The organism is Pseudoxanthomonas sp. PXM01, from assembly GCF_014851815.1.
In the GTDB taxonomy this organism is placed as follows: domain Bacteria; phylum Pseudomonadota; class Gammaproteobacteria; order Xanthomonadales; family Xanthomonadaceae; genus Pseudoxanthomonas_A.
Window position 1 is genome coordinate 537,152 of record NZ_JACVAJ010000001.1, and the last position, 25,973, is coordinate 563,124.

Genomic DNA, 25,973 nt, shown 5'->3' on the forward strand with positions numbered 1-25,973 from the left:
TGTATGCTCGCTCCGTTCCTGACCGGCGAAGGACTGCCATGCTCAAGCCGATGCTTGTTGTCCTGTGGATGATGGTCCTGGTGCCGCGTACCGCGCAGGCCTGCAGCGTGACCACTTCGCCCGAGTTCGTCGTGGACCGCAGCGCGATGTGGACCGCGCCCCCGTCTCCCGGCGTCCTCAACGCCCGCCTGTACCTGGTCCGGTTCGGCTCCGGCAGCTGCGCGGATATCCAGCTCGCGAACCTCGACGTGTCGGGAATGCCCGCCCGCAAGCTGCGGCACTTCGGTTACCTGATCAGACCACTCTCCGGGTTCAACGGTGGCGGACCACTGCCCGATACGCACCCTTTGGCGCCGATGGTCTGGGGCGACACCGCCAATCTCACCTGGATGGGCGGCGACATCGTGCCCGATGCCGACGGCCATCTCCGATGGCGGCTGGAAGTCACGCCGGTCTCCCGCTCCGGCACGCGCGGCACGCCGTTCGAGGTCTGCGCGGCCACGGATGGCTCGTGCCCCGCGTTACTGCCCTGCGGAAAGACGTGCCCGGCACCCTCTTCGCCCTGAGACGGCTCCGGCCACGCGACGGTGTTCAGAGTGGCGCATTGGCCGCCGGCGCGACATACGCCTGGCGCGCCGCGCGCACTTCGTCATGGTGGTCGGAAGCCCACTGGGCCAGCATCTCGATGCGCTCGAAGAACGACGCGCCCAGGGCCGTCAGCGCGTAGTCGACGCGAGGCGGCACCGTCGGAAAGACCTCGCGTCGCACCAGGCCATCCTGTTCGAGGCGACGCAGCGTCTGCGCCAGCATCCGTGGCGAGATGTCGGCGATGCGCTTGCGTACTTCGCTGAAGCGCAGCGTGCCGCCAGCCAGTTCGTGCAGCACCAGCACGGTCCAGCGGTCGCCGAGCCGGTCCAGCACATCGCGGATCGGGCAGTTCTCGGTGAGGATCAGGGATTGGCGGTGCAGCGTCATGGACGACATCCGGTGCATGGTTACCGCGCGGTAACCGGGTTACTTCACGCTCCCTGCTTGTCGGAGCGAAAGCCATTAGTACTATAGGGTAACCAACATCCTTTCCGTTACCAAGCCAGGAGCCACCATGAGTACCCCCGCCCCCACCCTGCTGGTCACCGGCGCCTCCGGACAGCTCGGCAGTGCCGTCGTCCGTCATCTGCTGGACACGCTGAAGTTTCCGGCGGAGCGCATCATCGTCACCAGCCGCTCTCCTGAGGGACTGGCGGACCTGGCCGCACGCGGCGTGACCGTGCGCGCGGCCGATTTCGACCAGCCCGGCTCGCTGGTCGCCGCGTTCGCGGGGGCTGACCGCCTGCTGCTCGTCAGTACCGACGCATTGATGGAACCCGGCAAGCGCCTGACCCAGCATCGTGCCGCCGTGCAGGCCGCGGTCGACGCGGGCGTGAAGCACGTCGTCTACACCTCGCTGCCGTCCGCGGATACCTCGCACGTCTCGTTCGCGCCGGACCACTGGGGTACCGAGCAGGCGCTGTCCGCCTCGTCGCTGGGTTGGACCGTGCTGCGCAATGCCTGGTACTTCGAAAACCTCGCCTATTCCCTGCCCGGCGCACTGGCGTCCGGCGAATGGGCGACGGCCGCGGGAGAAGGTCGCATCGCCTACATCGCCCGCGACGATCTGGCGCGCGCCGCAGCGGTTGCGCTGGCGTCCGGCAACGCGACGAACCGCATCCTCACGCTGACCGGCGAACGGGCCTGGTCCGCGCGCGACATCGCCGCACGCGTCTCCGCCCTGACCGGCAAGCCGCTCGCAGTCGTGGACATCACTCCGGAGCAGCTGGTCGAAGGCCTGAAGGCGCACGGCTTTCCGCCCGTGCTGGCCGATGTGTTCGCTTCCTTCGATGCCGCGACCGCGGCCGGCGACCTCGGTGCGGTCACCGACGACTACGCCCAGCTCACCGGCCAGACGCCGACCGCACTGGATGTCTGGCTGCCGGCGAACGTCGAACTACTGACCAAGGCGCACTGACGCCTGAAACAAGAACCCCGGCGCAAGGCCGGGGTTCTCGGTATCGCCAGTAACCGCGGATCAGGCCTTGGCCTTTTCCTTCGCGATCCACTGGTCCACGCGACGCTCCAGCAGGTTCAGCGGCAATGCGCCGCCGCCCAGCACGGTGTCGTGGAAGCCCTTGATGTCGAACTTCGCGCCCAGTTCGGTTTCGGCTTTCTTGCGCAGTTCCTGGATCTTGATCATGCCGATCTTGTAGGCCGTGGCCTGGCCCGGCATGATCAGGTAGCGCTTGATCTCGGACTCGATCGCCGCACGTGGCACGGCGCTGTTGTCGTCGAAGTACTCCACCGCCTGCTGCTCGGTCCAGCCCTTGGCATGCAGGCCCGTATCGACCACCAGACGGATCGCGCGCCACATTTCCGAGCTCAGGCGGCCATATTCCGAGTACGGATCCTGGTAGGTGCCCGGCATTTCCTTGGCCAGCCATTCCGAATACAGGCCCCAGCCTTCCGCATAGGCGGTGACGCCGTACTGCGTGCGGAACTTCGGCACGCCGGTCAGCTCCTGCGCGATGGCGATCTGCATGTGGTGGCCCGGCAGGCCTTCGTGGTACGCGATCACTTCGAGCTCGGTCTTAGGCATGGCGTTCATGTCCGACAGATGCGCGTAGTACACGCCCGGACGCGAACCGTCCGGCGTACCCGGGTAGTAGTGCTGCGCCGCGCCGTCCTGCTCGCGGAACGGTTCGACGCGCTTGACCACCAGGTCGGCCTTCGGCAGCAGGCCGAAGTACTCAGGCAGCACCTTCTTGATGTTGTCGATGGCGCGCGTGGCGTCGTCGATGTAGGCCTGGCGGCCGGCATCGGTGTTCGGGTACTTGAACTGCTTGTCGGTGTCGATGAAGGTGAAGAACGCATCCAGGTCGCCCTTGAAGCCGACCTTGTCCTTCAACGCGGTCATCTCGCCCTTGATGCGCTCGACTTCCTTCAGGCCCAGCTCGTGGATCTGCTCGGCCGTCATGCCCGTGGTGGTCATCTGGCGCAGCTGATACTCGTAGTACGCCTTGCCGTTCTTGTGGGTGGTGCCCACGCCGGTAGCGTTGACGGCCGCCTTCGGCAGCTCTTCCTCGCTCCACGCGATCACACCGTCGTAGGCGGGCTTGAACTGCTCGAGCAGTGCCTTGCGTGCTTCGTCCTTCAGCGCGGTGGCGCGGGCGGCGTCGATCTTGCCGGCCTTCACCAGCGCATCGGCCTTGGCCTGGGCATCGGCCCAGATCGCCGAATCCGGGCCGGCGGAGAACGGTGCACCGGCGACGACCTTCTTCGCCTGGTCGATCACGCCTTCATAGGCGAACTTGGGCGGACGGATGCCCTGCCCGGCCGACGCGCGCGCACGCTCCAGCAACTGGTCGAACGCACGCTGGGTCGCCTTGATGCGGGCGATATAGGCGGTGTAGTCCGACTCTTCGTCGACCTTGTGGAAGCTGATCAGGAAGGTCGGCCAGAAGCCCTGCGCACCATTCATCTGGTCGAAGGCATAGCCGTCCTGCAGGAACGGCAGGCCATCACGCGCATTCTCGTACTGCAGCTTCCACAGGTCGTACGAGAACTTGGTCTCGTCGTCGAGCTTGGCGTAGGCGAACGTCTTCTCCATTTCCTCGACGCTGGCCTGTTGCCACGCGACCTGGTCGCGCTGCGCCTGCTCGGACATGTCGTCGACCTGGTCGTACAGGTCCTTGCGCCCCTGGAAGGTCAGCTGGATGGGGCTGAACTTCAGCTGCTCCTCGTACTTCTTCTCGAACCACTCGTTCAACCGCTTGCTCTCGGCGGCGATATCGGCGGCGGACGCCACCGGCGCCGCGGCATCGGCGGCTGCACCGGCGGGGGCGTTGCCCTTGTCGCAGGCGGCCAGGGCCAGCGTGAGGGCACAGACGATCAGGGTTTTGCGCATCGGGGTCTCCAGGAGGAAAACGGGGGACGCACCCCCGCATCAGGCCACTCTAGCGGACCACCGCCCCTGCGGTCCCATGACCAAAGACGGGGGTCGGGATACCGGTGTCCCGGAAACAAGAACGCCGCCTCGCGGCGGCGTTCTTCCTGACAGGACAACGGATTCAGCGCAGGCCGGTCTCGTTGCGGGCGATGACCAGGCGCTGGATCTCGCTGGTGCCCTCGTAGATCTCGGTGATCTTGGCGTCGCGGAAGTAACGCTCGATCGGCATTTCCTTCGAATAGCCCATACCGCCGTGGATCTGCAGCGCCTGATGGGTGATCCACATGGCCGCTTCCGAAGCGGTGAGCTTGGCGATGGCGGCTTCGTTGCTGAAGCGCTGGTCTTGGCCCTTCACCCACGCCGCGCGCAGCGTCAGCAGCGTGGCCGCGTCCAGCTTGCACTTCATGTCGGCGATCTTGGCCTGGGTCATCTGGAAGGTGCCGATCGGCGCACCGAAGGCCTTTCGCTCCTTCACATAGGCGATCGTGGCCTCGTAAGCGGCGCGCGCGATGCCGATGGCCTGCGAGGCGATACCGATGCGGCCGGCGTCCAGCACGCTCATGGCGATCTTGAAACCCTCGCCCTCGCTACCCAGCACGTCGGCAGCGGGCGCCACGTAATCGGTAAATTCGATCTCGCAGGTGGCCGAGGCGCGGATGCCCAGTTTCGGCTCGGTCTTGCCGCGGTGGAAGCCGGCCTTCTCGGTGTCGATCATGAAGGCGGTGATGCCGCGCGCGCCCTTGTCCGGCTCGCTCATCGCGAACAGCACGATGTACTTGGCCACCGGACCGGACGTGATCCAGCTCTTCTTGCCATTGATGACGAAGCTGCCGTCGGCCTGCTTCACGGCGCGGCAGCGCATCGCGGTGGCGTCGGAACCCGACTGCGGTTCGGTCAATGCGAAGGCGCCGATCTCGCGACCCTCGGCGATGGCGCGCACGTAAAGCTGCTTCTGCTCTTCGGTGCCGAACTTCAGGATGCCGTTGCAGAACAGCGAGTTGTTCACCGACACGATCGTCGAGTGGGCCGCATCGGCTGCCGCGATCTCGATCATTGCCAGCACATAGGCGATCGGATCCATGCCCGCGCCACCGTACTCGGCCGGCACCTCGATGCCCATCAGGCCGTTCTCGCCCAGCAGGCGGATGTTGTCCAACGGGAACTCGCCGGTCCGGTCGTGGTGCTCGGCGCTCGGGCCGATCTTTTCCTGGGCGATCCGGCGCGCGACGTCCTGGATCATCAACTGCTCTTCGGTGAATGCGAAATCCACGGGTACCCCTCGACCAAATGTTAGATACCAATTGTAACCCGCGACCATCCGTGGGCGTATGCCGCGGGTTGACCGCGACCGGGTCCAGTCTTCAAAATATCTCTATATCGCGATAGGAAGATATTTATGGATCTGGAAGCCTGGTCGACCCGGCTGAAGGTGTTTGCCGACGCCACCCGGGTGCGCCTGCTGGCGCTGCTGGCCCGCGAGGAACTGACCGTCGCCGAACTGTCGGCGATCACGCAGCTCGCCCAGCCGCGCGTGTCCACCCATCTGGCCAAGCTCAAGGAGGCAGGCCTGGCGCGCGACCGGCGTGCCGGCGTGTCGGCGTACTACCGCTTCGACGAAGACAACCTGGACACCGTGCAGCGCGAACTCTGGCGCAGCCTGCGCGATGGCAGCGACGACCCGCTGCTGCGGCAGGATGCCGAACGCATCGCCGCGGTGCTCGCCAACCGCGCCGCCGACCAGAACTGGGCCGACAGCGTCGCCGGCGACATGGAGCGCCACTACTCGCCAGGGCGCACCTGGGAGGCGTTGGCTCGCACCGCCCTGCCCCTGCTCGAGACCGGTGACGTGCTGGATATCGCCTCCGGTGACGGCGTGCTCGCTGAACTGCTCTCGCCACACTCCAAGCGTTACGTCTGCATCGATACCAGCACGCGCGTGGTCGCGGCGGCTGGCGAGCGCCTGCGCCGCTTCCCGAACGTGGAAGTCCGCGAAGGCGATATGCATGCGCTACCGTTCAAGGACGGCAGTTTCGACCTGGTCGTGCTGATGCATGCGCTCACCTATTCCGCCAAACCGGCGCAAGCGGTCGCGGAAGCGGCGCGCGTGCTGCGACGGGGTGGTCGCCTGCTGCTCAGCAGCCTGGGCAAGCACGAGCACAAGTCGGTCGTGGAAGCGTACGGACACGTCAACCTGGGCTTCAGCGAGAAGGAACTGCGCAAGTTCGCCGAGAAGGCGGGCCTGGACATCGCCAACGCTGAGACGGTTACCCGTGAGCGCCGCCCTCCCCACTTCGAAGTCATTTCGCTGACGGCGGTGAAGCCATGAAGACCCTGCCATGGCTCCACCCTGGGCGCGCCAGGATGCTGGAGGACGCGCTCGCGCAGCGCATCCTCATCATCGACGGCGCCATGGGCACCATGATCCAGCGCCACGGCCTGCAGGAAGCGGACTACCGCGGCCAGCGCTTCACCGATGGCTGCGATGCCCAGCACACGCACGATCACGGCCCCGGTTGCGACCATGACCTCAAGGGCAACAATGATCTGCTGTTGCTGACCAAACCCGAGGTCATCGCCGGGGTGCACACGGCCTATCTCGAGGCCGGTGCCGACCTGATCGAAACCAATACCTTCAACGCCACCTCGATCAGCCAGGCCGACTACCACCTCGAACACCTGGTCTACGAACTGAACAAGGCCGGCGCGCAGGTGGCGCGTCAGTGCTGCGACGCCATCGAAGCCACCACGCCGGACAAACCGCGCTTCGTCATCGGCGTGCTCGGACCCACCAGCCGCACCGCGTCGATCAGCCCCGACGTCAACGATCCGGGCTTCCGCAACACCAGTTTCGACGAACTGCGCGCCACCTACCGGGAGGCCATCGAAGGCCTGATCGACGGCGGCGCCGATACGCTGATGGTGGAAACCATCTTCGACACGCTCAACGCCAAGGCGGCGCTGTACGCGATCGAGGAAGTCTTCGACGCGCGCGGCGGGCGCCTGCCGGTGATGATCTCCGGCACGATCACCGATGCCTCCGGACGCACGCTGTCCGGGCAGACGGCCGAAGCCTTCTACACCTCGGTGGCGCACAGCCGCCCGCTGTCGATCGGCCTGAACTGCGCACTGGGCGCGAAGGACCTGCGCGAGCATGTCGAGACGCTGGCGACGGTCGCTGATGCCTACGTCAGTGCGCATCCGAACGCCGGCCTGCCCAACGCCTTCGGCGAGTACGACGAGACACCGGAAGAGATGGCTGCCACGCTGAAGGAGTTCGCACAGTCCGGCCTGCTGAACCTTGTCGGCGGCTGCTGCGGCACCACGCCCCCACACATCAGGGCGATCGCCGAGGCCGTCGCGGGACTTCCGCCACGCAGGCTGCCGGCGAGACTGGAGCAGGCAGCATGAGCGCGCCCGCGCGCCACACGCGCCTGTCCGGCCTGGAACCGCTAGTCATCACGCCGGATCTGCTGTTCGTCAACGTCGGCGAGCGCACCAACGTCACCGGCAGCGCGCAGTTCCGCAAGCTGATCAAGGAAGAACGCTACGAGGAAGCCGTCGAGGTCGCACGCCAGCAGGTCGCCAGCGGCGCCCAGATCCTCGACGTCAACATGGACGAGGGCCTGATCGACTCCGAGAAGGCGATGGACCGGTTCCTCAACCTGATCGCCTCCGAGCCCGACATCGCCCGCATCCCGGTGATGGTCGACTCGTCCAAGTGGAGCGTGATCGAAGCCGGCCTGAAATGCCTGCAGGGCAAGGGCGTGGTCAATTCGATCTCGCTGAAGGAAGGCGAGGACGCCTTCATCGACCATGCCCGCAAGGTGCTGCGCTACGGCGCGGCCGCGGTGGTCATGGCCTTCGACGAGACCGGCCAGGCCGATACCTGCGCGCGCAAGGTCGAGATCTGCACGCGCGCCTACCGCATCCTGACCGAAGAGGTCGGCTTCCCGCCCGAAGACATCATCTTCGACCCCAACATCTTCGCCGTCGCCACCGGCATCGAGGAACACGACAACTACGCCGTCGACTTCATCGAGGCCACGCGGATCATCAAGCAGACCCTGCCGCACTGCCACGTGTCCGGCGGCGTGTCGAACGTGTCGTTCTCGTTCCGCGGCAACGAGCCCGTGCGCGCCGCGATCCATTCCGTGTTCCTGTACCACGCCATCCAGGCCGGCATGGACATGGGCATCGTCAATGCCGGCGGCCTGCCGGTGTACGACGATCTGGACGCCGAACTGCGCGAGCGCGTGGAGGACGTGATCCTCAACCGCCGCAAGGATTCCACCGAGCGATTGCTGGAGATCGCCGACCGCTACAAGGGCAAGAAAGGCGAAGCGCCGGTCGAGAATCTGGCCTGGCGCGAGAAGCCGGTGCGCGAGCGTCTGGCGCATGCGCTGGTGCATGGCATCGACGCTTTCGTCGACCAGGACACCGAGGAAGCCCGGCAGCAGGCCACACGGCCGCTCGACGTGATCGAAGGCCCGCTGATGGACGGCATGAACGTGGTCGGCGACCTGTTCGGTGCCGGCAAGATGTTCCTGCCGCAGGTGGTGAAGTCCGCTCGCGTCATGAAGAAGGCAGTCGCCTACCTGCTGCCCTTCATCGAGGCCGAGAAGCTGCGCACAGGCGACGTGGGCAAGTCGAACGGCAAGATCGTCATGGCCACGGTCAAGGGCGACGTGCACGACATCGGCAAGAACATCGTCGGCGTGGTACTGGCCTGCAACAACTTCGACGTGGTGGATCTGGGCGTGATGGTGCCCACCCAGAAGATCCTGGACACCGCACGGGCTGAGAACGCCGACCTGATCGGCCTGTCCGGCCTGATCACCCCGTCGCTGGAGGAAATGACCCACGTGGCGCGCGAAATGCAGCGCCAAGGATTCGAGATGCCGCTGCTGATCGGTGGCGCGACCACCTCGCGCGCGCATACGGCACTGAAGATCGACCCTCACTACACCGCACCGACGGTGTGGGTGAAGGACGCATCGCGCGCCGTGGGCGTCGCCCAATCGCTGATCTCGCGCGACATGCGCGCGGCCTTCGTCGCCGCCAACGATGCCGACTATGCCGAGATCCGCGAACGCCACAAGAACCGCGGCGATGCCAAGCGTCTGGTCTCGCTGGAGAAGGCCCGCGGACAGAAGTTCGATGGCGGCTGGGATGCCTATACGCCGCCCGCGCCGAAACAGCCCGGCCTGCACGTGTTCGACGACTATCCGTTGGCCGAGCTGGTGGACTGCATCGACTGGACGCCGTTCTTCAATGCCTGGGAACTGTTCGGCAAGTACCCGGCGATCCTGACCGATGCCGTCGTCGGCCCGCAGGCCAGCGAGTTGTATCGCGATGCGCGCGCGATGCTGGCGAAGATCGTCGACGAGAAGTGGCTGACCGCGAAGGCCGTGTTCGGCCTGTGGCCGGCGAACAGCATCGGCGACGACGTCGAGCTGCAGGTCGAAGGCCGCAGCGAGCGCCTGCACTTCCTCCGCCAACAGGTCGACAAGCCGGTCGAACGCCCGGATTTCTGCTTGGCCGACTTCATCGCGCCGAAGGATTCCGGCCGGCAGGACTGGATGGGCATGTTCGCGGTCACCGCGGGCATCGGCATCGACGCGCACGTGGCGCGTTTCGAGGCCGACCACGACGACTACAACGCGATCCTGTTGAAGGCGCTGGCCGACCGCCTGGCCGAGGCGCTGGCCGAACGCCTGCACTTGCGCGTGCGCAAGGAGTTCTGGGGCTACGTGGCGGACGAATCACTGGACAACGATGCCCTGATCGCCGAGAAGTACGTCGGCATCCGCCCTGCGCCCGGTTATCCGGCCTGCCCGGAGCACAGCGAGAAAGGCACGCTGTTCCGCCTGCTCGATGCCGGTGGCAACGCCGGCATGTCGCTGACGGAAAGTTTCGCGATGCTGCCCACCGCCGCGGTATCCGGCTACTACTTCAGTCATCCGCAGAGCCAGTACTTCGTGGTCGGCCGCGTGTCGAAGGAGCAGGCCGCGGACTACGCGAAGCGCAAGGGCGTTGAGCTGGCGCAGGTGGAACGCTGGCTGGCATCCAACCTGGATTACGACCCCGAGTAGGTTCGCGACGCTCGCAGGATGGTAGTGCCATGAGGCGGCGACTAAGCTGGTCGTCCCCCACCACTGGAACCGCCATGCACCGTCGAACGCTCATGCTGGGCCTGATCGCCACCTTCGCCGCGTTGCCCGCCGCCGCGACGGACACCGTGATCCTGGAGAACGCCCGCGTCTTCGACGGCCGAAGGGATCTCGGCATCGTTGATGTGGTCCTGCAAGGCGAGCGCATTCTCCACGTCGGCAAGGCCAACGATGCGCAGCGACGCGATGCCCGCCGCATCGACTACACCGGCAAGCATCTCCTGCCCGGCCTGGTCAGCAACCACTCCCATGTCGGCAACACCGGCGGGCTGGAGCACGGCGACCGCTTCTACACGCGGGACGTCGTCGTTCGCGACCTGCAGCAGTTCCAGCGTTATGGCGTGACCACGGTCACCTCACTGGGCATGAACGGCGATGCGTTCGCTTCGATCCGCGCAGAAGTTCGAAACGACCCTGGGCTGGGTGCACAGCTCTACGGCGCCGGCGCCGGTATCGGCGCCGTAGCCGGTGCTCCGCCGACGCAGATCATGGGCCTGGCGAACGATCCGGTTGCGCGTCCCGCCACGCCCGACGAAGCCCGTGCCGCCGTGCGGGCGCAGAAGGTCGCGGGCGTGGACGTCATCAAGTTATGGGTCGACGACCTGGGCGGCCGTTTCCCGATGATGGCGCCGGAAATCTACCGCGCGGCCATCGACGAGGCGCATCGCGTCGACCTGCGAGTGGCCGCCCATATCCATGACCACGCGCAAGCGGCCGACCTGGTGGACGCCGGCGTGGACATCATCGCGCACGGCATCCGCGACGCGGCCATCTCGCCCGCGCTGGTAAAGGCGATGAAGGACAAGGGCACGTGGTACATCCCGACCGTCAACATCGATGAAGCCAACTATCTCTACGCCGAGAATCCCGCCTGGCTGCAGACACCGTTCCTGCGCCATGCACTGCCGGAGGCGGTGGCGACGCGCTGGCAGGACCCGCAATGGCAAGCGCAGCAGCTGGCAGGCGCCAACATTCCCGGGGCACGCAAAGCCGTCGCCATGAACCTGCGCAACCTCCGCACGCTACGCGAGGGCGGCGTGGACATCGGCTTCGGTACCGACTCGGGCGCCATGCCGCAGCGCGTGATCGGGTTCGCCGAGCATCGCGAACTCGAACTGATGACGACGGCCGGTTTCACTTCTGCACAGGCGCTGGCGGTCGCCACCTCGGAAGCCGCACGCCTGCAGGGCCTGAACGACCGCGGCATCGTCGCCGTCGGCAAGCGGGCCGACCTGCTGGTACTGGATGCCGATCCGCTGCAGGACATCCTCAACACGCGCCGCATCCACGCCGTCTGGCAGGCAGGCCGTCAGGTATCTGACGGTCCATCCGACGTCACGCACGCGCCATAATCGCCACCCCGGAACGCGAGCCGTCGCACGGTCGATGACATGACTCCCACATCTTCCGCGACGGCTCCGTATCCGGCGGCGCGCCTGTCCAGCTTCTATTTCTTCTACTACGCCGCGCTGGGCGCCTTCACGCCGTACTGGAGTCTCTATCTCGAATCCCGCGGCCTCGGCGTGGCCGCCATCAGCGTGTTGATGAGCCTGTGGTACGCCACGCGCATCGTGTCTCCCAGTCTGTGGACCACGCTGGCGGCACGCTCGCCCCACCCCATCCGCTGGCTGCACGCGGGTTGTGTCCTGGCGGTCGGTTGCTTCGCCCTGTTCGTGCTGCCCCTGGAACATGCCGGCCTGTTCGCCGTGATGCTGGGCTTCTGCTTCGCCTACAACGCGGTGATGCCGCAGTTCGAGTCGATCACGATGTCGCACCTCGGCGTGCGCAGCGATCGCTACGGCCTGATCCGCGTCTGGGGATCGATCGGCTTCATCGTCGTCGTCGCTTCGTTCGGCTGGTTGATCGACGAGCGGCGGCTTGGCGTGGGCGCGCTGCCGTGGCTGATGCTGCCGGTGCTGGCGGGCGTGCTGGGATCCGCCCTGCTGAACCGTTACGCGCACGACCCGAGCCTTCCGGCACACGATGCGGACGGCGGCTTCCGCGCGCGGCTGAGGCGACCCCAGGTGATCGCCTTCTTCGTCGCGGCGTTCCTGACCCAGATATCGTTCGGCCCGTTCTACACCTTCTTCTCGATCTACCTGTCCGAACACGGCTATCCAACCGCGACACAGGGCGTGCTCTGGACCGTCGGCGTGCTGGCGGAGATCGGGGTGTTCTTCCTCTCCAGCCGCATCTTCCGGCGCTGGGATGCCAGCCGCGTGCTGCTGCTGGCCCTGCTCAGCGCCTCGGTGCGCTGGCTGGCCACCGCGCTCTTCCCGGACAACGTCCCGGTGATGGTGGTCGCCCAGCTGACCCATGCGCTGAACTTCGGCGCGTTCTTCGCCGCCGCGATGCAACTGCTCGTGCGCTTCTTCCCCGGACGCATGAACGGTCACGGACAAGGCGTCTTCTACGGCCTGTCGTCGGGCGTCGGTGGTGTGTGCGGCGCGCTGCTCGCAGGCCAGCTGTGGCGCATCAGCGGCGAGGCGGCCTTCCTCTGCTCATCGGCCATCGCGCTGGTGGCGGCCTTCATCGTATGGCGGTGGCTGGTGCGCGGTCCGACGCCGCGCTAGACGCACGCGTCGTCGCGGAACACGTCCAGCAGGCGACCGATCTCGACGGCCGCAGGTACCGGCGCCACCTGAAACAGGAAATGCGGCGCATCGACCACCGCGTGACGCGCGTGACGTGCCAACCGAAGCACGTCACGGCCCGCGTGCGGCCAGATCAACCTGTCGTGCCTTGCCTGCAGATACAACACCGGCATGTCCAACGCCGCCAGTTCGCGGCTGACGTCCACGCGCAGCGCGGCCACAGCACGCTGACGAAGCACGGGGAGCGGCACGCTGGCCACGATCACTTCGAACTCGGCGCGCAACGACGGCGGCAATCCGCTGCCTGTCAGCAGCCTTTCCAACACGAACAGGGGCGGCGCGATCGCGGGCAGGCTCTCCACGAGCGCTGCGGCGACCCGGCTGAGGGGAAGAGGAGCGCGAACGAAGCTCGCCGCCATCACCAGCGCTCGCACGCGGCCCGGATGACGATGCGCGAGCAGGACACCTAACGGGCCCGCAAAGGACTCCGCCACAAGCACGATGTCATCGTTCCGTCGCAGCAGCGCGGGCTCGATCGCATCGGCCAGCGCCGAGTAGCCCTGGAACTGCCCATTGTCGTAAGCCAACACCTCGGCGTCGCCGGCTTGGGCCAACGACGCCGCCAAAGGGGCATAGAGCCGTCCGGTGCCATCCAGTCCCGGCAACAGGCAAAGCCGTGGCCGGGTAGACGCTGTCACCACACCAGGTCGTCGGGCACCTGGTATTGCGGATCGGCGTAGGGATCATCTTCCGCCGGTGCGTTGGGATCGACCTTGAGCGCGACGGCCGGCGCGAAGATGGATTCCGCTTCGGCGAGCACCGCCGAGGTCACCAGCAGGTAGCGGCCGTTCTGCTGCACCACGCCGAGCTCACCGGCGTTCAGCGCCTTCAGCTGTTCCGCGTTGACGTAGATGCGCTTGATCTTGCCGCCATAGGGAAAATGCCGCGCGATGTCGGCGTCGGCATGGTTGAGCGACTTGTCCTTGAGAAAAGTCTCGAGCCTCGCCTTGGCTTCACGGCGCACGCGCGCCTCTTCCTGCTTCACCCGCTCGGCTTCGATGCGCTCGTCCTTCTCGCGCTGGGCGCGGATGGCGTAGGCCTTGGCCAGATCGATGTCTTCCTGGCTGCGCCTGGGTTTGCCGGCTCCCTGCGGCGATCGCGGTTTGCCGCCCTGCCCCGGCTTCTGATGCGCGGCAGGCTTGCCCCCCGCCTTGTGGGCGTCGCGGCGTGGATCGGGGCGGCGTTCTGGTTTGCGCTCGGGCTTGGGCGCGGGCTTGAAGCCCAGACCCAGCAACTGGTCACGGAGTGAATCGGTCATCGGTCGTTCGCGGGGACTGCTATGCCGCAAGCGTATCAATAATGCGGCGGCGGCGGTTCACTGGCAGCATCCTCGAACAGTGAGGTGCGCACCTTGCCCAGTTCTTCCACCATGGTCCGCAGCAGCAATGCCGTCCGCTGGTTCTCGGCACGCGCATCGGCCAGCGCCTCGCTCATTTCGTTGAGCGAGTGCTCCTGGAACGCCAACCGGGTTTCCAGTTCGACCAGGCGGCGCTCCAGCGTGTCGCCCGACAAGGGCAGGTCAGCCTGCACGCACGGACCTGCCGCGTCCGATGCCGTAATAGGCCAGGCCGGCCGCTTCCACTTCGGCCGGCTCGTACAGGTTGCGGCCGTCGAAGATCACGGCATCGCCGAGCGTCTCCTGCAGACGCGCAAAATCCGGGCTGCGGAACTGCTTCCATTCGGTCACGACCACCAGCGCGTCCGCGCCCTCGATTGCAGCGCGCGCGTCCTCGCACAGCACGAGATCATCGCGTTCTCCGAAGATGCGGGACGCTTCGTCGCGCGCCTCCGGATCGTAGGCCTGCACGCGGGCGCCGGCCTCCCACAACTCCGCCAGCAGGCGCCGGCTGCTCGCCGCGCGCATGTCGTCGGTGTTGGGCTTGAACGACAGCCCCCACACCGCGAACGTCTTGCCCCGCACGCCCTCGTCCTCGCCACGGTCGTAGTGGCGCTGGATCAGTTCGAACAGATGGCCCTTCTGCCGCTCGTTGACCGACTCCACCGCCTGCAGCAGCTCCGGCACGTAGCCGTTCTGCTGTGCGGTGCGGGCCAGGGCCTGCACGTCCTTCGGGAAACAGGAACCGCCATAGCCGGCGCCGGGATAGATGAAGTGCCAGCCGATGCGCGGATCGGAACCGATGCCCTGGCGTACCTGCTCCACGTCGGCACCTACGCGCTCGGCGATGTTCGCGATTTCGTTCATGAAGCTGATCTTCGCGGCCAGCATCGCGTTGGCCGCGTACTTGGTCAGCTCGGCCGACCGCACGTCCATCACCACAATGCGCTCGTGGTTGCGATTGAACGGCGCGTAGAGGCGGCGCAGCTTCTCCACCGCCTGCGGGCTGGCTGCACCGACGACGATGCGGTCCGGGCGCATGCAGTCCTTGACCGCATCGCCTTCCTTGAGGAATTCCGGATTGGATACCACGTCGAACGAAACATCGACGCCGCGCGCCGCCAGTTCCGCCTCGATGGCAGCGCGCACCTTGTCGGCGGTGCCGACCGGCACGGTGGACTTGTTGACCACCGTGCAGGGACGCTGGAGATTGAGGCCGATCGTGCGTGCCACGGCGAGCACGTACTGCAGGTCAGCGCTGCCGTCTTCGTCCGGCGGCGTACCGACGGCGATGAAGACCACTTCACCGTGCGAAATCGCATCGGCGGCATCGGTGGTGAAGCGCAGCCGCCCGGCTTCGTGGTTCGCCTTCACCATCGGCGACAGGCCGGGCTCGTAGATCGGTACCACGCCCTTGTTCAGGCCGTCGACCTTGGCCGGATCGATGTCCACGCAGACCACGTCGTGGCCGACTTCCGCCAGACAGGTCCCCGTCACAAGCCCAACGTAACCCGTACCGAAGATCGCTACACGCATCAGCCCATCCCGTCAGTGAAAGTTCAGTGCCGAATACGGCGATTCGGTTTACTGCAGGACACCCATCAGTTCGACTTCGAACGTCAGCGTCGCGTCGGGACCGATCTTGCCGCCCGGGGCGCCGTTCGGACCGTAGGCCAGGCTGGACGGAATCCAGAAGCGGTACTTCGCGCCCACCGGCATCAACGCCACGCCCTCGGTCCAGCCGGCGATCACCTGGTTGAGACCGAACTCGGCGGGTTCGCCACGCGCGTAGGAGCTGTCGAAGACCACACCATTGAGCAGCTTGCCTTCGTAGTTGACGCGCACGCGGCTGGTCGACATCGGGCGCTGGCCGTTGCCCGGGCGCAGCACCATGTACTGCAGGCCCGACGGCGTGGTGACCACGCCCGGCTTGACCTTGTTGGCGGCCAGGAATGCGGCGCCCTCGTCGCGGTTGCGCTGTCCTGCGGTCGCCTGGCGCTTGCTGAGGTAGGCCTGCATTTCGGCCTGCGCCTGCTCCACCGACAACAGCGGCGTACCGGTCTTGCCGGTGATCGTGCGCACCGCCTGCACCAGCGTTGCGGGGTCGATTTCGTCCTTGAACGGCAGCAGCGACGGACCCACCACATAGGTGCCCAGGAACAGGCCTACCTTGGTCTTGTCGACCGGCGGCGGCGTGCTGCCCGGCGGCATGCCCGGGATGGGCTGGCCGTCGGCGACGGCCAGGTTGACGCGCAGCAGCTGGTCGGTCGCCTGCGCTTCCTGCTCGGAGATGAGGTTCGGCTTGCCTTCGAAGGTGTTGACGATCGCGCGCTGGAACGCGGCGGTGTCGAGGAACGGCCCGACCGGCTGCAGCGAGTTGCCCACGTCCACGCCGATGGCGTAGCTGACCTTGTCGCGCTCGGACACCAGCGCGGTTTTTTCCTGTGCAGACACACTGCCTCCCAGCATCGACATCGAGATTGCCAACAACACGGCTGCGCCGCGGACCGACCGCTTCATCCTTTCTGCTCCTGGAACCTGCACCACGGTGGTGGCGCCAAAACGATATTGTGGCACGCCCGCCACCTGCGGAGGCATCGCATCAGCGCGCGGCGCGCTGTGCCTTCAGCTCGCGCTCGATGGCAGCGACGACGGCAGGATCGTCCGGCGCCGTCTTGCTGGGGAAGTTCGCGACCACGCGGCCGTCCCGACCGATCAGATACTTGTGGAAGTTCCATGCGGGCGCCGTGCCTGTCGCCTGCGCGAGCGACTTGTACAGCGGCGTGGCCTGGTCGCCGGTCACCACGACCTTCTCGAACATGGGGAACTTGACGCCGTAGGTCAGCGTGCAGAACTCCTGGATTTCCTTCTCGCTGCCCGGCTCCTGACCCTTGAAGTCGTTGGACGGGAACCCGAGGACCGCAAAGCCCTGTGCCGCGTAGCGCTGATGCAGGGACTCGAGCCCTTCGTACTGCGGCGTGTAACCGCATTTACTCGCGGTGTTGACGATCAGCAACACCTGCCCCGCATACGCCTTCTTCAGGTTCACCGCCTGCTTGCCGGCCAGCGGACGGTAGCTGACGTCCAGCAGACCCGCCGCCAGGGCCGCTGCGGACCCGCCAGCAAGGACCATCAATACCAGTATTTTCAACAACTTGAGCTTCATTTGACGACCCCGCTAGTGCGAACATCACAAGTATGCCTTCAGTTGGGTGACAAAACCTTCCCGGACAGTTGACGGGCCGTGTTTTGGTGTTATAGTTGAATACAACACCACTCACCCAACTCACGGGGAGATGCCATGAACCAGAAACTGACCCACACGCTGCCCAGCCTGGCCGTCGGCGGCCTGCTGCTGGCGGCGGGTGCTTTGGCGGCCATGTCCGGCGCCCGCACGTCCGAGGTGGATGCCTCGACGCTGGTGGGCGCGCTGGAATCGGACGTCCGCGAAATCACCGGCGACGACAGCGCCGCGGAGCCGACCCAGCACAAGCGGCGTGCGCGGGCTTCGCTGGCCATGCCGTACTTCTCCTTCGGCCAATCCCTGCGTCCGAGGAGCTGACCCATGGCGCCCATCCAATGGAGCGACGGTGCTCCCATCTACCGTCAGCTGAAGGACCGCGTGATCGCCATGATGCTGGACGGCATCCTGAAGCCGGGCGACGCGCTGCCCTCCGTCCGCCAGGTGGCGGCCGAGTACCAGCTCAATCCGATAACCGTTTCGCGTGCCTACCAGGAACTGGCGGATGAAGCCCTGGTCGAGAAGCGCCGCGGCCTGGGCATGTTCGTCACCGACGAAGCGGCTAGGAAGCTGCGCGGCAGCGAGCGCGAGCGGTTCCTGACCGAGGAGTGGCCCGCGGTCGCCGAGCGCATCGAGCGCCTGGGCCTGTCCATCGAAGAGTTGCTGCAATCCAAGGGGATCAAGTGATGAATGCTGCAATCGCCAATGCCGTGGTGTCGGCCCACGGCCTGCGCAAGGCCTACAAGAACAAGCTTGCGCTGGACAACACCAGCTTCGAGATCGAAGCGGGCAAGATCATCGGCCTCATCGGGCCGAACGGGGCCGGCAAGACGACGGCGCTGAAGGCCATCCTGGGCCTGACGCCGTTCGAGGGCCAGCTGAAGGTACTGGGCCTGGACCCGCGCAAGGACCGCGATGAGCTGATGAAGGATGTCTGCTTCATCGCCGACGTCGCCGTGCTGCCGCGCTGGATGAAGGTGAAGGAGGCCATCGACTTCGTGGCCGGCGTGCATCCGCGCTTCGACCGTGCCAAGTGCGAGCGCTTCATCGCCAACACCCAGCTCAAACCCAACCTGCGCGTGCGCGAGATGTCCAAGGGCATGATCGTGCAGCTGCACCTGGCGCTGGTGATGGCCATCGACGCCAAACTGCTGGTGCTGGACGAGCCTACGCTCGGCCTGGACATCCTGTACCGCAAGCAGTTCTACCAGCGCCTGCTGGAGGACTACTTCGACGAGCAGAAGACGATCATCGTCACGACCCACCAGGTGGAGGAGATCGAACACATCCTCACCGACGTGATGTTCATCCGCGACGGCAAGATCGTGCTGACCTCGCAGATGGAAGAAGTCGCCGAGCGGTACACCGAGGTGCTGGTCAGCGGCGATGCCGTCGACCAGGCCCGCGCTCTCAAGCCCATCGACGAACGCGCCCTGCCCTTCGGCAAGACCGTGCTGCTGTTCGATGGCGTACCGAAAGGACATCTCGCCGCCCTCGGCGAAACCCGCACCCCAGGCCTGGCCGACCTGTTCGTCGCCATCATGAAAGGAACCTACGCATGAACGCCGTGACTTCGACGTTGGGCAAATCCTCCAAGCCGGGCGCGTTCACGTGGTTGCTGAAGCGTGAGTTCTGGGAAAACCGCGGCGGCTTCTTCTGGGCACCGGTCATCACCGGCGGCATTTTCGTGGTGCTGAACCTGATCCTGGCCGTGATCGGCAGCATCGCCGCCCGCGGCAAGCTGAGCGATGGCGGCTTCAGCATCGAGGAGGCGCCGGAGAAGGCCCACCAGATCCTCGGCGGTGTCGGCGATGGCATGCTGCTGGGCGGCGTGATCCTCGCCTGCGTGGTACTGGCCTTCGTGGTCTTCTTCTACGCGCTGGGCACGCTGTACGACGACCGCCGGGACCGCAGCGTGCTGTTCTGGAAGTCGCTGCCGGTATCCGACACGCACATGGTGCTGTCGAAGCTGGCGTGGGCGCTGGTCCTGGCACCGCTGCTGGCGGTGGGCGTGGGCATCCTGATCGGCCTGGCGTTGTGGCTGATCTCGGCGCTGACCATCACCGTCAACGGCCTGCCGGCGGGTGCCGCGGTATTCACCCACTCGCATCCCCTGCGCGTCATCGGCGGCGTGATCGCTTCACTGCCGGTGTACATGCTGTGGGCGCTGCCGACGATCGGCTGGCTGATGTTCTGCTCGGCCTGGGCGCGCAGCAAGCCGTTCCTGTGGGCGGTGCTGGTGCCGGTGCTGGCCTGCGTGATCATCAGCATGACCGACATCCTGCCGAGCCTGGAGATCCGCCACGACCTGATCTGGTACACGGTCGTCTATCGCGGCCTGCTGAGCGTCCTGCCGGGCACCTGGTTCCCCACCTTGCCGGGCGGCGTCGCCAATCCGAACGCTGATTTCAACTCGCCGGACGAACTGGCCAACGCCATCGACCTGACCCGCAGCTGGCAGGCCTTCGCGACCGCCGACCTGTGGATCGGTGCGGTGATCGGCGTGGCCCTGATCGCCGGTGCGATCTACCTGCGCCGCTGGCGCGAGAGCGAGTAAGCACACCACCTCACTCCCGGGCGGGCCGAATCCGGCCCGCCCCTCCCAAGGACACGGACATGCATCCCTCTCTTTCCCTCATGCGCCCCCTCCTCGTCGTCGGCGTGCTGGCGCTCGCAGCCTGCCAGCCGGCGGACAAGGACAGCGTGCCCACCGGCGTCGCCGCCAAGGCGCTGGACGAAGTCGCCAACGGCCTGGGCGACGCCAGCAAGGAAATGGAAAAGGCCCGCCAGGAAATCGCCGCGGCGCGCGAGCGCCTGGCGCGCGAAAACATCTCGCTCAACCGCGATGCGAAGCAGGACCTGCCGAAGGCGGAAATCACCCCGGCCGGCGAGTTGCTGATCGAAGGCAAGTCGATCGCCACCTCGCCGGAACAGAAGGCGCTGGTGCTGGCTTACCGTGGCGAACTGCTCGGCGTGGTCGGCGACGGCATGGCCATCGGCATGGAGGGCGCGCGCGTCGGCATCGATGCGGCGGCCTCGGCCCTCAAGGGCATGCTGGCGGGCCAGAACGGCGACGACATCGGCAAGCAGGTCGGCGAGCAGGCCAAGGCCAAGCTCAAGCCGATGGTGGCGCAGCTGTGCACCCGCATGCCCGGCCTGTTGTCGGCCCAGCAGGCGCTGTCGGCCGCCCTGCCCGAGTTCACGCCCTACGCCACGATGGACCAATCCGACGTGGACGACTGCGGGGATGCGAACGGCGACGGCAACTGGACCTTCTGATTCGCGGACGTCACATCCACACCCCCCAGACCCGCAAGGGTCCATGCACAGGAGACCGACATGCGCCACCCAAACCTACGCCTCGCCGTGATGTCGCTGCTCCTGGCCGGTGCACTGCCCCTGGCCGCCCAGGCCGCTGCGCCGAAGGACAGCAGCGTCGGCGCCGAGATCAGCGCCAACCTGACCGAGGCGCGCCAGGAAGTGCGCCGCGAACTGGCCGCCGCCCGTCGCGAACTGGAAACGGGCAATCTGCGGTTGAACGACAACCTGCGCTTCGGAAAGTCCGACAAGCGGCGCGCCCGGCAGGAAACGTTGCCGAAAGCGGAGATCACCCCGAAGGGCGATTTCCTGATCGACGGCAAGGCCGTCGCCATCGACGCCCGCCAGCGACAGGAACTGCTGCGCTACCGCGCCCAAGTGATCGAGATCGCCAAGGCCGGCCTGGACATCGGCGAGCTCAGCGCCCAGGCGGCACTGGAGGCCGTGGACCGCGGCCTCTTCAGCCTGATGGTCGGCGCCATGACGGGCAGCCTGGAACGTCGCGTGGAAAAGACCGTCAAGCAGACCATCGAGCCCGGCGTGCGGCAGATCTGCCGCAGCCTGCCGGCCCTGCACGACAGCCAGCAACGTCTGTCCACCAGCCTCCCGTCGTTCCGTCCATACGCCACGCTGGAAGCGGACGCCGCCGAGGACTGCGAACGCGAGGTGCGTCAGGAGTTCGCGACGCGCTGACGCACCGCCACGCCCTCCGCCCCCCGGCGGCAGGCGACCCCGTGTGACCTGATCCCGGAGACCCGATGATGCGCACCGCCCTGATCGCTTCGCCCGTCCTCGCCCTGCTGGCGCTGTCCTCGTCCGCGCTGGCGTCGGACCGCTATTGCAAGCACGAAGAACCGCGCCAGGTCACGCTCGATGTCGGCAACGCCAAGACCGTGGTGTTCGAGGTCGGCCCCCACGACCTGACCGTGGAATCGCGCAGCGGTGCACCTGCCGCGATGAGCGGACGCGCCTGCAGCAGCCACGCCGACCGGCTGGCCAACCTGAAGATCGAACAGCGACGCGCCGGCGACAAGCTGATCGTGCGGATGTACCACGACGGCAAGTTCAGCGGCGTCTTCTTCGGCAGCAACTACGCCTACATGAACCTGACGACCACCCTGCCCGACCATCTGACCGTGCAGGTGAAGGTCGGCTCGGGCGAGGCCGAGGTCATCGGCGCGCCGGTGTTCAGTGCCGATGTCGGCTCCGGGCACGCTGTCGGGCGCAGCATCCGCGGGCTGGCTGCGGCATCGGTAGGCTCGGGCGATGTCGACATCCACGGTGCCGGCAGCCTGAAAATCGTGTCGATCGGTTCCGGTGACGTGGAAGCCGACAACATCCAGGGCGCCACCCACGTCGGCAGCATCGGCTCGGGCGGTTTCGAGCTGTCACGCGGCGGCAGTGTCGAGATCGGCTCGATCGGTTCCGGCGGTGCGGAACTGCGCGACATCACCGGCGACGTGGTCGTGGCTTCGGTGGGCTCCGGCGGCGTGGACGTGCGCAACGTCAGCGGCAACCTGACCGTCCGTTCAATCGGTAGCGGCGATGTCGACCACGAGGGTGTCAAAGGTACGATCGACATTCCTAAGCGCCACTGACTTCAAGGAAAGACCATGGTCCGTACGTTCGCGATCGCCCTGTCCGCCGCCCTGCTGCTCGCCGCCTGCTCGAAAGGCGGCGGTACAGACGATGGCGGTGAGACATCCAGCGCCCTTTGGGGGCAGAACCTCAAGCTCAACGCGAGCGGCCACCCCCGCGCCGAGGTGTCGGCGAAAGGCGACTTCATCGTCGATGGCAAGCCGGTGCCGGTGAACGACCAGCAGCGCGCCCTGCTCGTGGCGTATCACCGTGAACTTGGCGGCATCGCCGATGCGGGCATCGCCACCGGCAAGGAAGGCGCGAAGCTCGCCGGCAAGGCGGTGGGTGCGGCGGTGAAAGGCATCTTCAGCGGCGATCCCGACCGGATCGACCGGGAGATGGAGGCGGAAGCCAAGAAGGTGGAAGCCGAAGCGATGAAGATCTGCGACCGCCTGCCCGCCCTCCACAAGGCACAGCAGGACCTGGTCGCTGCCCTGCCCGCATTCCAGCCGTATGCGGGCATGGAGCCGGCCGACATCGAGGAGTGCCGCAGTTCGCACGACGAGAGTTATGAAGCCGGCAAGAACGTGGGGCACGTCGTCGGCCAGGCCGTGAAGGCCACGCAGGGCAACGCCGCGCAGGAAGCCGATGCCGCAGCTGCGGAACCGGCCCCTGCCTCCACGCCTTGAGTGTCTGCCGGCACCTGTTCCGGCAGGCGCCCTCCTCGGTTCAGCCGCCGCCACCGCCCGGCTTGCCGTGGATACCGCCCTTCGCCAGCACCGCCGGATCGAGCAGCGGCTTGAGCGTCTTTTCAGGTAGTCCGGTGACCTCGCGCGCGACGTCCAGCACCGGCCGGTTCTGCTTGTAGGCCTGCTTGGCGATCGCCGCGCCCTTCTCGTAACCGATCACCGGGTTGAGCGCGGTCACCAGGATCGGATTGCGGTCCAGTGCTTCCTGCACACGTCCGGTGCGAACCGTCAGGCCGGCGATACAGTCGTCGGCCAGCAGGCGCGACACATTCGACAGCAGTTGGATGCCGTCCAGCAGGTTGTTCGCGATCAGCGGCAAGGTGACATTGAGCTGGAAGTTGCCGGTCTGCCCGGCGACGGTCACCGCGGTGTGGTAGCCCATCACCTGCGCGCAGACCATCACCGTCGCTTCCGGGATCACCGGATTGACCTTGCCCGGCATGATGGAACTGCCCGGCTGCAGCGCCGGCAGTTCGATCTCGCCCAGCCCCGCCAGCGGCCCGGAGTTCATCCAGCGCAGGTCGTTGGCGATCTTGGTCAGCGCGACGGCGAGCGCGCTGAGCTGTCCAGAGAGTTCGACCGCGTCGTCCTGCGCGGCCAGGCCCTCGAACTTGTTGGCCGCACTCTCGAAGCGCGTCCGGGTAGTGGCCGACAGAGCCTTGGCGACGCGTTCGCCGAAGCGGGGATCGGCATTGATGCCCGTGCCGATGGCGGTGCCTCCCAAGGGAAGACGGCGAACGCGCTTCAACGCATCTTCGAGCCGACCCTCTGCCGACGACAGCTGCGCCGACCACGCGGAGAATTCCTGGCCGAACGTCAGCGGCATGGCATCCATCAGGTGGGTGCGGCCGGTCTTGACCACCTTGCCCAGCGCCTTGCCGCGCGCATCGATCACCTTGCGCAGGTGCTTGATGGCGGGGAGCAGGTCTTCCACCACGGCCAGCTGTGCGGCCACGCGGATCGCCGTCGGGATGACGTCGTTGGAACTCTGGCCCAGGTTGACGTGATCGTTCGGGTGCACGCTGGCCTTGCCGGCACGCGTCGCCAGCGTGGCGATCACCTCGTTGGCATTCATGTTGGACGACGTGCCGGAGCCCGTCTGGTACACGTCAATCGGGAAATGTGCGTCGTACTCGCCCGACGCCACCGCCAGCGCCGCGTCCTGCACGGCCTTGGCGATGCCCTTGGGCAACAGGCCCAGGCCGGCATTGACCTCCGCCGCTGCGCCCTTCACCAGCCCCAGCGCACGGATGAAACCGCGCGGCATCGGCCGCCCTGAAATGGGGAAGTTCTGCACGGCGCGCTGGGTCTGCGCGCCCCAGAGCGCCTCGGCGGGCACCTTCAGCTCGCCCATGCTGTCGTGTTCGATGCGGGTTCGTGCAACGCGGGACTTGCCCGCGGGCTTCTTGCTGGTCATCAACCGTCTCCTGGAGGGATTCACGGCTTGCGCGCCGGCGAGGAGCCGGTGGCTGGCGGGGGTCACAGGATACGCCAGGCCGGATGGCCGCCTTCCCGGGGTAAAATGGAACGCTCCCTTTCAGGCATTCCCCGCGCCCATGTCGGATTCGTCCCTGCTCGCCCTGTCCCCGCTCGATGGCCGCTACGCCGGCAAGGTCGACGCCCTGCGCCCGATCTTCTCCGAGTACGGCCTGATCCGCGCCCGCGTGAAGGTCGAAGTGGAATGGCTGCTGGCGTTGGCGGCCGAACCCGGCATTGCCGAACTACCCGCGTTCTCCGCCGAACAGCAGGCCAAGCTGCGCGCCCTGGCCGATGGCTTCAGCGTGGCCCATGCGGCCCGCGTCAAGGAGATCGAACGCACCACCAACCATGACGTCAAGGCGGTGGAGTACTTCATCAAGGAGCAGTTGAAGGACGATGCCGACCTGGCACCGGCACTGGAATTCGTCCACTTCGCCTGCACCAGCGAGGACATCAACAACCTCTCCTACGGCCTGATGCTGGAACAGGCCCGACGCGAGGTGCTGCTGCCCTCGCTCGACGGCGTGACCGCGACCCTGCGCACGCTGGCCCATACGCAGGCCGCGCAGCCAATGCTGTCGCGCACGCACGGCCAGACCGCCTCGCCGACCACGCTGGGCAAGGAGATCGCGAACGTCGTTGCGCGCATCGAACGCCAGCGTACGCAGATCGCCGCGGTGGAACTGACCGGCAAGATCAACGGCGCCGTCGGCAACTACAACGCTCACGTGGCCAGCTATCCCGATGTCGACTGGCGGGCCTTCGCGCAGCGCTTCGTCGAAGGCCTGGGCCTGGTCTTCAACCCGTACACCACGCAGATCGAGCCGCACGACAACGTCGCCGAGATCGGCGACGCCGCGCGCCGCGCCAACACCATCCTGATCGACCTGGCCCGCGACATCTGGGGCTACATCTCGCTGGGCTACTTCAAGCAGCGCCTGAAGGAAGGCGAAGTCGGTTCGTCGACGATGCCGCACAAGGTCAATCCGATCGACTTCGAGAACGCGGAAGGCAACTTCGGCATCGCCAACGCGCTGTTCGAGCACTTCAGCGCCAAGCTGCCGATCAGCCGCTGGCAGCGCGACCTCACCGACTCCACCGTGCTGCGGGCGCTCGGCACCGCATTCGGTCACACACAGGTCGCACTGGACTCGCTGGCCAAGGGCCTGGGCAAGCTGGAAGTGAACCCGCAGCGGCTCGACGCCGACCTCGACGCCGCCTGGGAAGTGTTGGCCGAAGCTGTGCAGACCGTCATGCGCCGCCATGGCCTGCCGAACCCGTACGAACAGCTGAAGGCGCTCACCCGCGGCCAGGGCATCACCGCCGATTCCATGCGCGCCTTCATCGAATCGCTCGACCTGCCCGCCGACGACAAGCAGCGCCTGCGCGAGATGACGCCGGGCAGCTACACCGGCCTCGCAGAGCGGCTCGCCCGCGCCATCTGACCTCCGGGATACGAGGGAACGGCG

General features: G+C 66.6%; 26 protein-coding genes. 16 read left to right on the plus strand and 10 right to left on the minus strand.

Translation table 11 applies throughout. The annotated features are described in order from the left end of the window. Positions 1-38 precede the first annotated feature (38 nt). Entirely contained in the window at positions 39-566 is a 528-nt protein-coding gene (locus IB230_RS02355) for a hypothetical protein (RefSeq protein ID WP_192268352.1), read from the plus strand. 25 nt (positions 567-591) lie between these two features. On the opposite strand, the gene IB230_RS02360 is transcribed toward IB230_RS02355, so the two are convergent. Then, the gene (locus IB230_RS02360; RefSeq protein ID WP_192268354.1) at positions 592-975 is read right to left on the minus strand and encodes a helix-turn-helix domain-containing protein; all 384 of its coding nucleotides are present in this window, start codon (positions 973-975) and stop codon (positions 592-594) included. A 127-nt stretch (positions 976-1,102) separates the two neighbouring features. On the opposite strand from IB230_RS02360, the gene IB230_RS02365 reads away from it, so the two are divergent. After that, complete coding sequence (locus IB230_RS02365) at positions 1,103-2,005, plus strand: SDR family oxidoreductase (protein ID WP_192268356.1); 903 nt, start codon at positions 1,103-1,105, stop codon at positions 2,003-2,005. 60 nt (positions 2,006-2,065) lie between these two features. Here IB230_RS02365 and IB230_RS02370 read toward each other — a convergent pair whose 3' ends face one another. Together IB230_RS02370 and IB230_RS02375 are read right to left on the minus strand one after the other, a co-directional pair. Beyond that, positions 2,066-3,937, minus strand: a complete 1,872-nt coding sequence (locus IB230_RS02370; RefSeq protein WP_192268358.1) for a DUF885 domain-containing protein — start codon at positions 3,935-3,937, stop codon at positions 2,066-2,068. A 163-nt stretch (positions 3,938-4,100) separates the two neighbouring features. Beyond that, complete coding sequence (locus IB230_RS02375) at positions 4,101-5,249, minus strand: acyl-CoA dehydrogenase family protein (protein ID WP_192268360.1); 1,149 nt, start codon at positions 5,247-5,249, stop codon at positions 4,101-4,103. A gap of 126 nt (positions 5,250-5,375) precedes the next feature. Here IB230_RS02375 and IB230_RS02380 point away from each other — a divergent pair, with 126 nt between their 5' ends. The 5 genes from IB230_RS02380 to IB230_RS02400 all read left to right on the plus strand — a co-directional run bounded on the left by IB230_RS02380 (position 5,376) and on the right by IB230_RS02400 (position 12,722). Next, a complete protein-coding gene (locus IB230_RS02380) occupies positions 5,376-6,305 on the plus strand; it encodes an ArsR family transcriptional regulator (protein ID WP_192268362.1) in 930 nt (309 codons plus the stop codon). Beyond that, a complete protein-coding gene (locus IB230_RS02385) occupies positions 6,302-7,387 on the plus strand; it encodes a homocysteine S-methyltransferase family protein (RefSeq protein WP_192268364.1) in 1,086 nt (361 codons plus the stop codon). The genes IB230_RS02380 and IB230_RS02385 overlap by 4 nt, the downstream gene beginning before the upstream one ends. Beyond that, complete coding sequence (gene metH / locus IB230_RS02390; RefSeq protein WP_192268366.1) at positions 7,384-10,071, plus strand: methionine synthase; 2,688 nt, start codon at positions 7,384-7,386, stop codon at positions 10,069-10,071. The genes IB230_RS02385 and metH overlap by 4 nt, the downstream gene beginning before the upstream one ends. A gap of 74 nt (positions 10,072-10,145) precedes the next feature. Further along, positions 10,146-11,501, plus strand: a complete 1,356-nt coding sequence (locus IB230_RS02395) for an amidohydrolase family protein (RefSeq protein WP_225589143.1) — start codon at positions 10,146-10,148, stop codon at positions 11,499-11,501. Between the two features lie 39 nt (positions 11,502-11,540). Continuing rightward, the gene (locus tag IB230_RS02400) at positions 11,541-12,722 is read left to right on the plus strand and encodes an MFS transporter (protein ID WP_192268368.1); all 1,182 of its coding nucleotides are present in this window, start codon (positions 11,541-11,543) and stop codon (positions 12,720-12,722) included. Here the strand turns inward: IB230_RS02400 and IB230_RS02405 are convergent. From IB230_RS02405 to IB230_RS02430, 6 genes are all read right to left on the minus strand, one after another. Continuing rightward, entirely contained in the window at positions 12,719-13,408 is a 690-nt protein-coding gene (locus IB230_RS02405; protein WP_192268370.1) for an alpha/beta hydrolase, read from the minus strand. The two genes, IB230_RS02400 and IB230_RS02405, sit on opposite strands and share 4 nt — an antisense overlap. Before the next feature lie 29 nt (positions 13,409-13,437). Then, positions 13,438-14,061, minus strand: coding sequence for a DUF2058 family protein (locus tag IB230_RS02410; protein ID WP_192268372.1), 624 nt, complete (start codon positions 14,059-14,061; stop codon positions 13,438-13,440). A gap of 35 nt (positions 14,062-14,096) precedes the next feature. Beyond that, positions 14,097-14,333, minus strand: a complete 237-nt coding sequence (locus tag IB230_RS02415; protein ID WP_192268374.1) for a SlyX family protein — start codon at positions 14,331-14,333, stop codon at positions 14,097-14,099. Beyond that, positions 14,323-15,675 (minus strand): UDP-glucose/GDP-mannose dehydrogenase family protein, encoded by a 1,353-nt coding sequence (locus IB230_RS02420; protein WP_192268376.1) that lies wholly within the window; start codon positions 15,673-15,675, stop codon positions 14,323-14,325. Before IB230_RS02420 ends, IB230_RS02415 begins: the two co-directional genes overlap by 11 nt. Before the next feature lie 48 nt (positions 15,676-15,723). Beyond that, positions 15,724-16,614 (minus strand): FKBP-type peptidyl-prolyl cis-trans isomerase, encoded by an 891-nt coding sequence (locus IB230_RS02425; RefSeq protein WP_225589374.1) that lies wholly within the window; start codon positions 16,612-16,614, stop codon positions 15,724-15,726. A gap of 127 nt (positions 16,615-16,741) precedes the next feature. Next, positions 16,742-17,305 carry a glutathione peroxidase gene (locus IB230_RS02430; RefSeq protein WP_192268380.1) on the minus strand — a complete coding sequence of 188 codons (564 nt, stop codon included), beginning with the start codon at positions 17,303-17,305 and terminating at the stop codon, positions 16,742-16,744. 135 nt (positions 17,306-17,440) lie between these two features. Between IB230_RS02430 and IB230_RS02435 the strand changes: the two genes are divergently transcribed. From IB230_RS02435 to IB230_RS02470, 8 genes are all read left to right on the plus strand, one after another. After that, a complete protein-coding gene (locus IB230_RS02435) occupies positions 17,441-17,701 on the plus strand; it encodes a hypothetical protein (RefSeq protein WP_192268382.1) in 261 nt (86 codons plus the stop codon). Between the two features lie 3 nt (positions 17,702-17,704). Further along, positions 17,705-18,067 carry a GntR family transcriptional regulator gene (locus tag IB230_RS02440; RefSeq protein ID WP_062356164.1) on the plus strand — a complete coding sequence of 121 codons (363 nt, stop codon included), beginning with the start codon at positions 17,705-17,707 and terminating at the stop codon, positions 18,065-18,067. Next, positions 18,067-18,942, plus strand: a complete 876-nt coding sequence (locus IB230_RS02445; protein WP_192268384.1) for an ABC transporter ATP-binding protein — start codon at positions 18,067-18,069, stop codon at positions 18,940-18,942. The genes IB230_RS02440 and IB230_RS02445 overlap by 1 nt, the downstream gene beginning before the upstream one ends. Next, positions 18,939-19,937, plus strand: a complete 999-nt coding sequence (locus IB230_RS02450; RefSeq protein WP_192268386.1) for an ABC transporter permease — start codon at positions 18,939-18,941, stop codon at positions 19,935-19,937. Before IB230_RS02445 ends, IB230_RS02450 begins: the two co-directional genes overlap by 4 nt. A gap of 80 nt (positions 19,938-20,017) precedes the next feature. Further along, positions 20,018-20,659, plus strand: coding sequence for a hypothetical protein (locus tag IB230_RS02455; protein ID WP_192268388.1), 642 nt, complete (start codon positions 20,018-20,020; stop codon positions 20,657-20,659). Between the two features lie 60 nt (positions 20,660-20,719). Continuing rightward, positions 20,720-21,391: a hypothetical protein gene (locus IB230_RS02460; protein WP_192268390.1), complete on the plus strand. Its 672-nt coding sequence runs from the start codon at positions 20,720-20,722 to the stop codon at positions 21,389-21,391. Positions 21,392-21,459: 68 nt separating this feature from the next. Next, positions 21,460-22,296 carry a hypothetical protein gene (locus tag IB230_RS02465; RefSeq protein ID WP_192268392.1) on the plus strand — a complete coding sequence of 279 codons (837 nt, stop codon included), beginning with the start codon at positions 21,460-21,462 and terminating at the stop codon, positions 22,294-22,296. 15 nt (positions 22,297-22,311) lie between these two features. Beyond that, positions 22,312-22,965 (plus strand): DUF2884 family protein, encoded by a 654-nt coding sequence (locus IB230_RS02470; RefSeq protein WP_192268394.1) that lies wholly within the window; start codon positions 22,312-22,314, stop codon positions 22,963-22,965. Positions 22,966-23,005: 40 nt separating this feature from the next. Here the strand turns inward: IB230_RS02470 and IB230_RS02475 are convergent, their stop codons facing one another. Further along, the gene (locus IB230_RS02475; RefSeq protein ID WP_192268396.1) at positions 23,006-24,442 is read right to left on the minus strand and encodes a class II fumarate hydratase; all 1,437 of its coding nucleotides are present in this window, start codon (positions 24,440-24,442) and stop codon (positions 23,006-23,008) included. Positions 24,443-24,581: 139 nt separating this feature from the next. Between IB230_RS02475 and purB the strand changes: the two genes are divergently transcribed. Continuing rightward, positions 24,582-25,949 carry an adenylosuccinate lyase gene (gene purB, locus IB230_RS02480; RefSeq protein WP_192268398.1) on the plus strand — a complete coding sequence of 456 codons (1,368 nt, stop codon included), beginning with the start codon at positions 24,582-24,584 and terminating at the stop codon, positions 25,947-25,949. Positions 25,950-25,973: the final 24 nt, after the last annotated feature.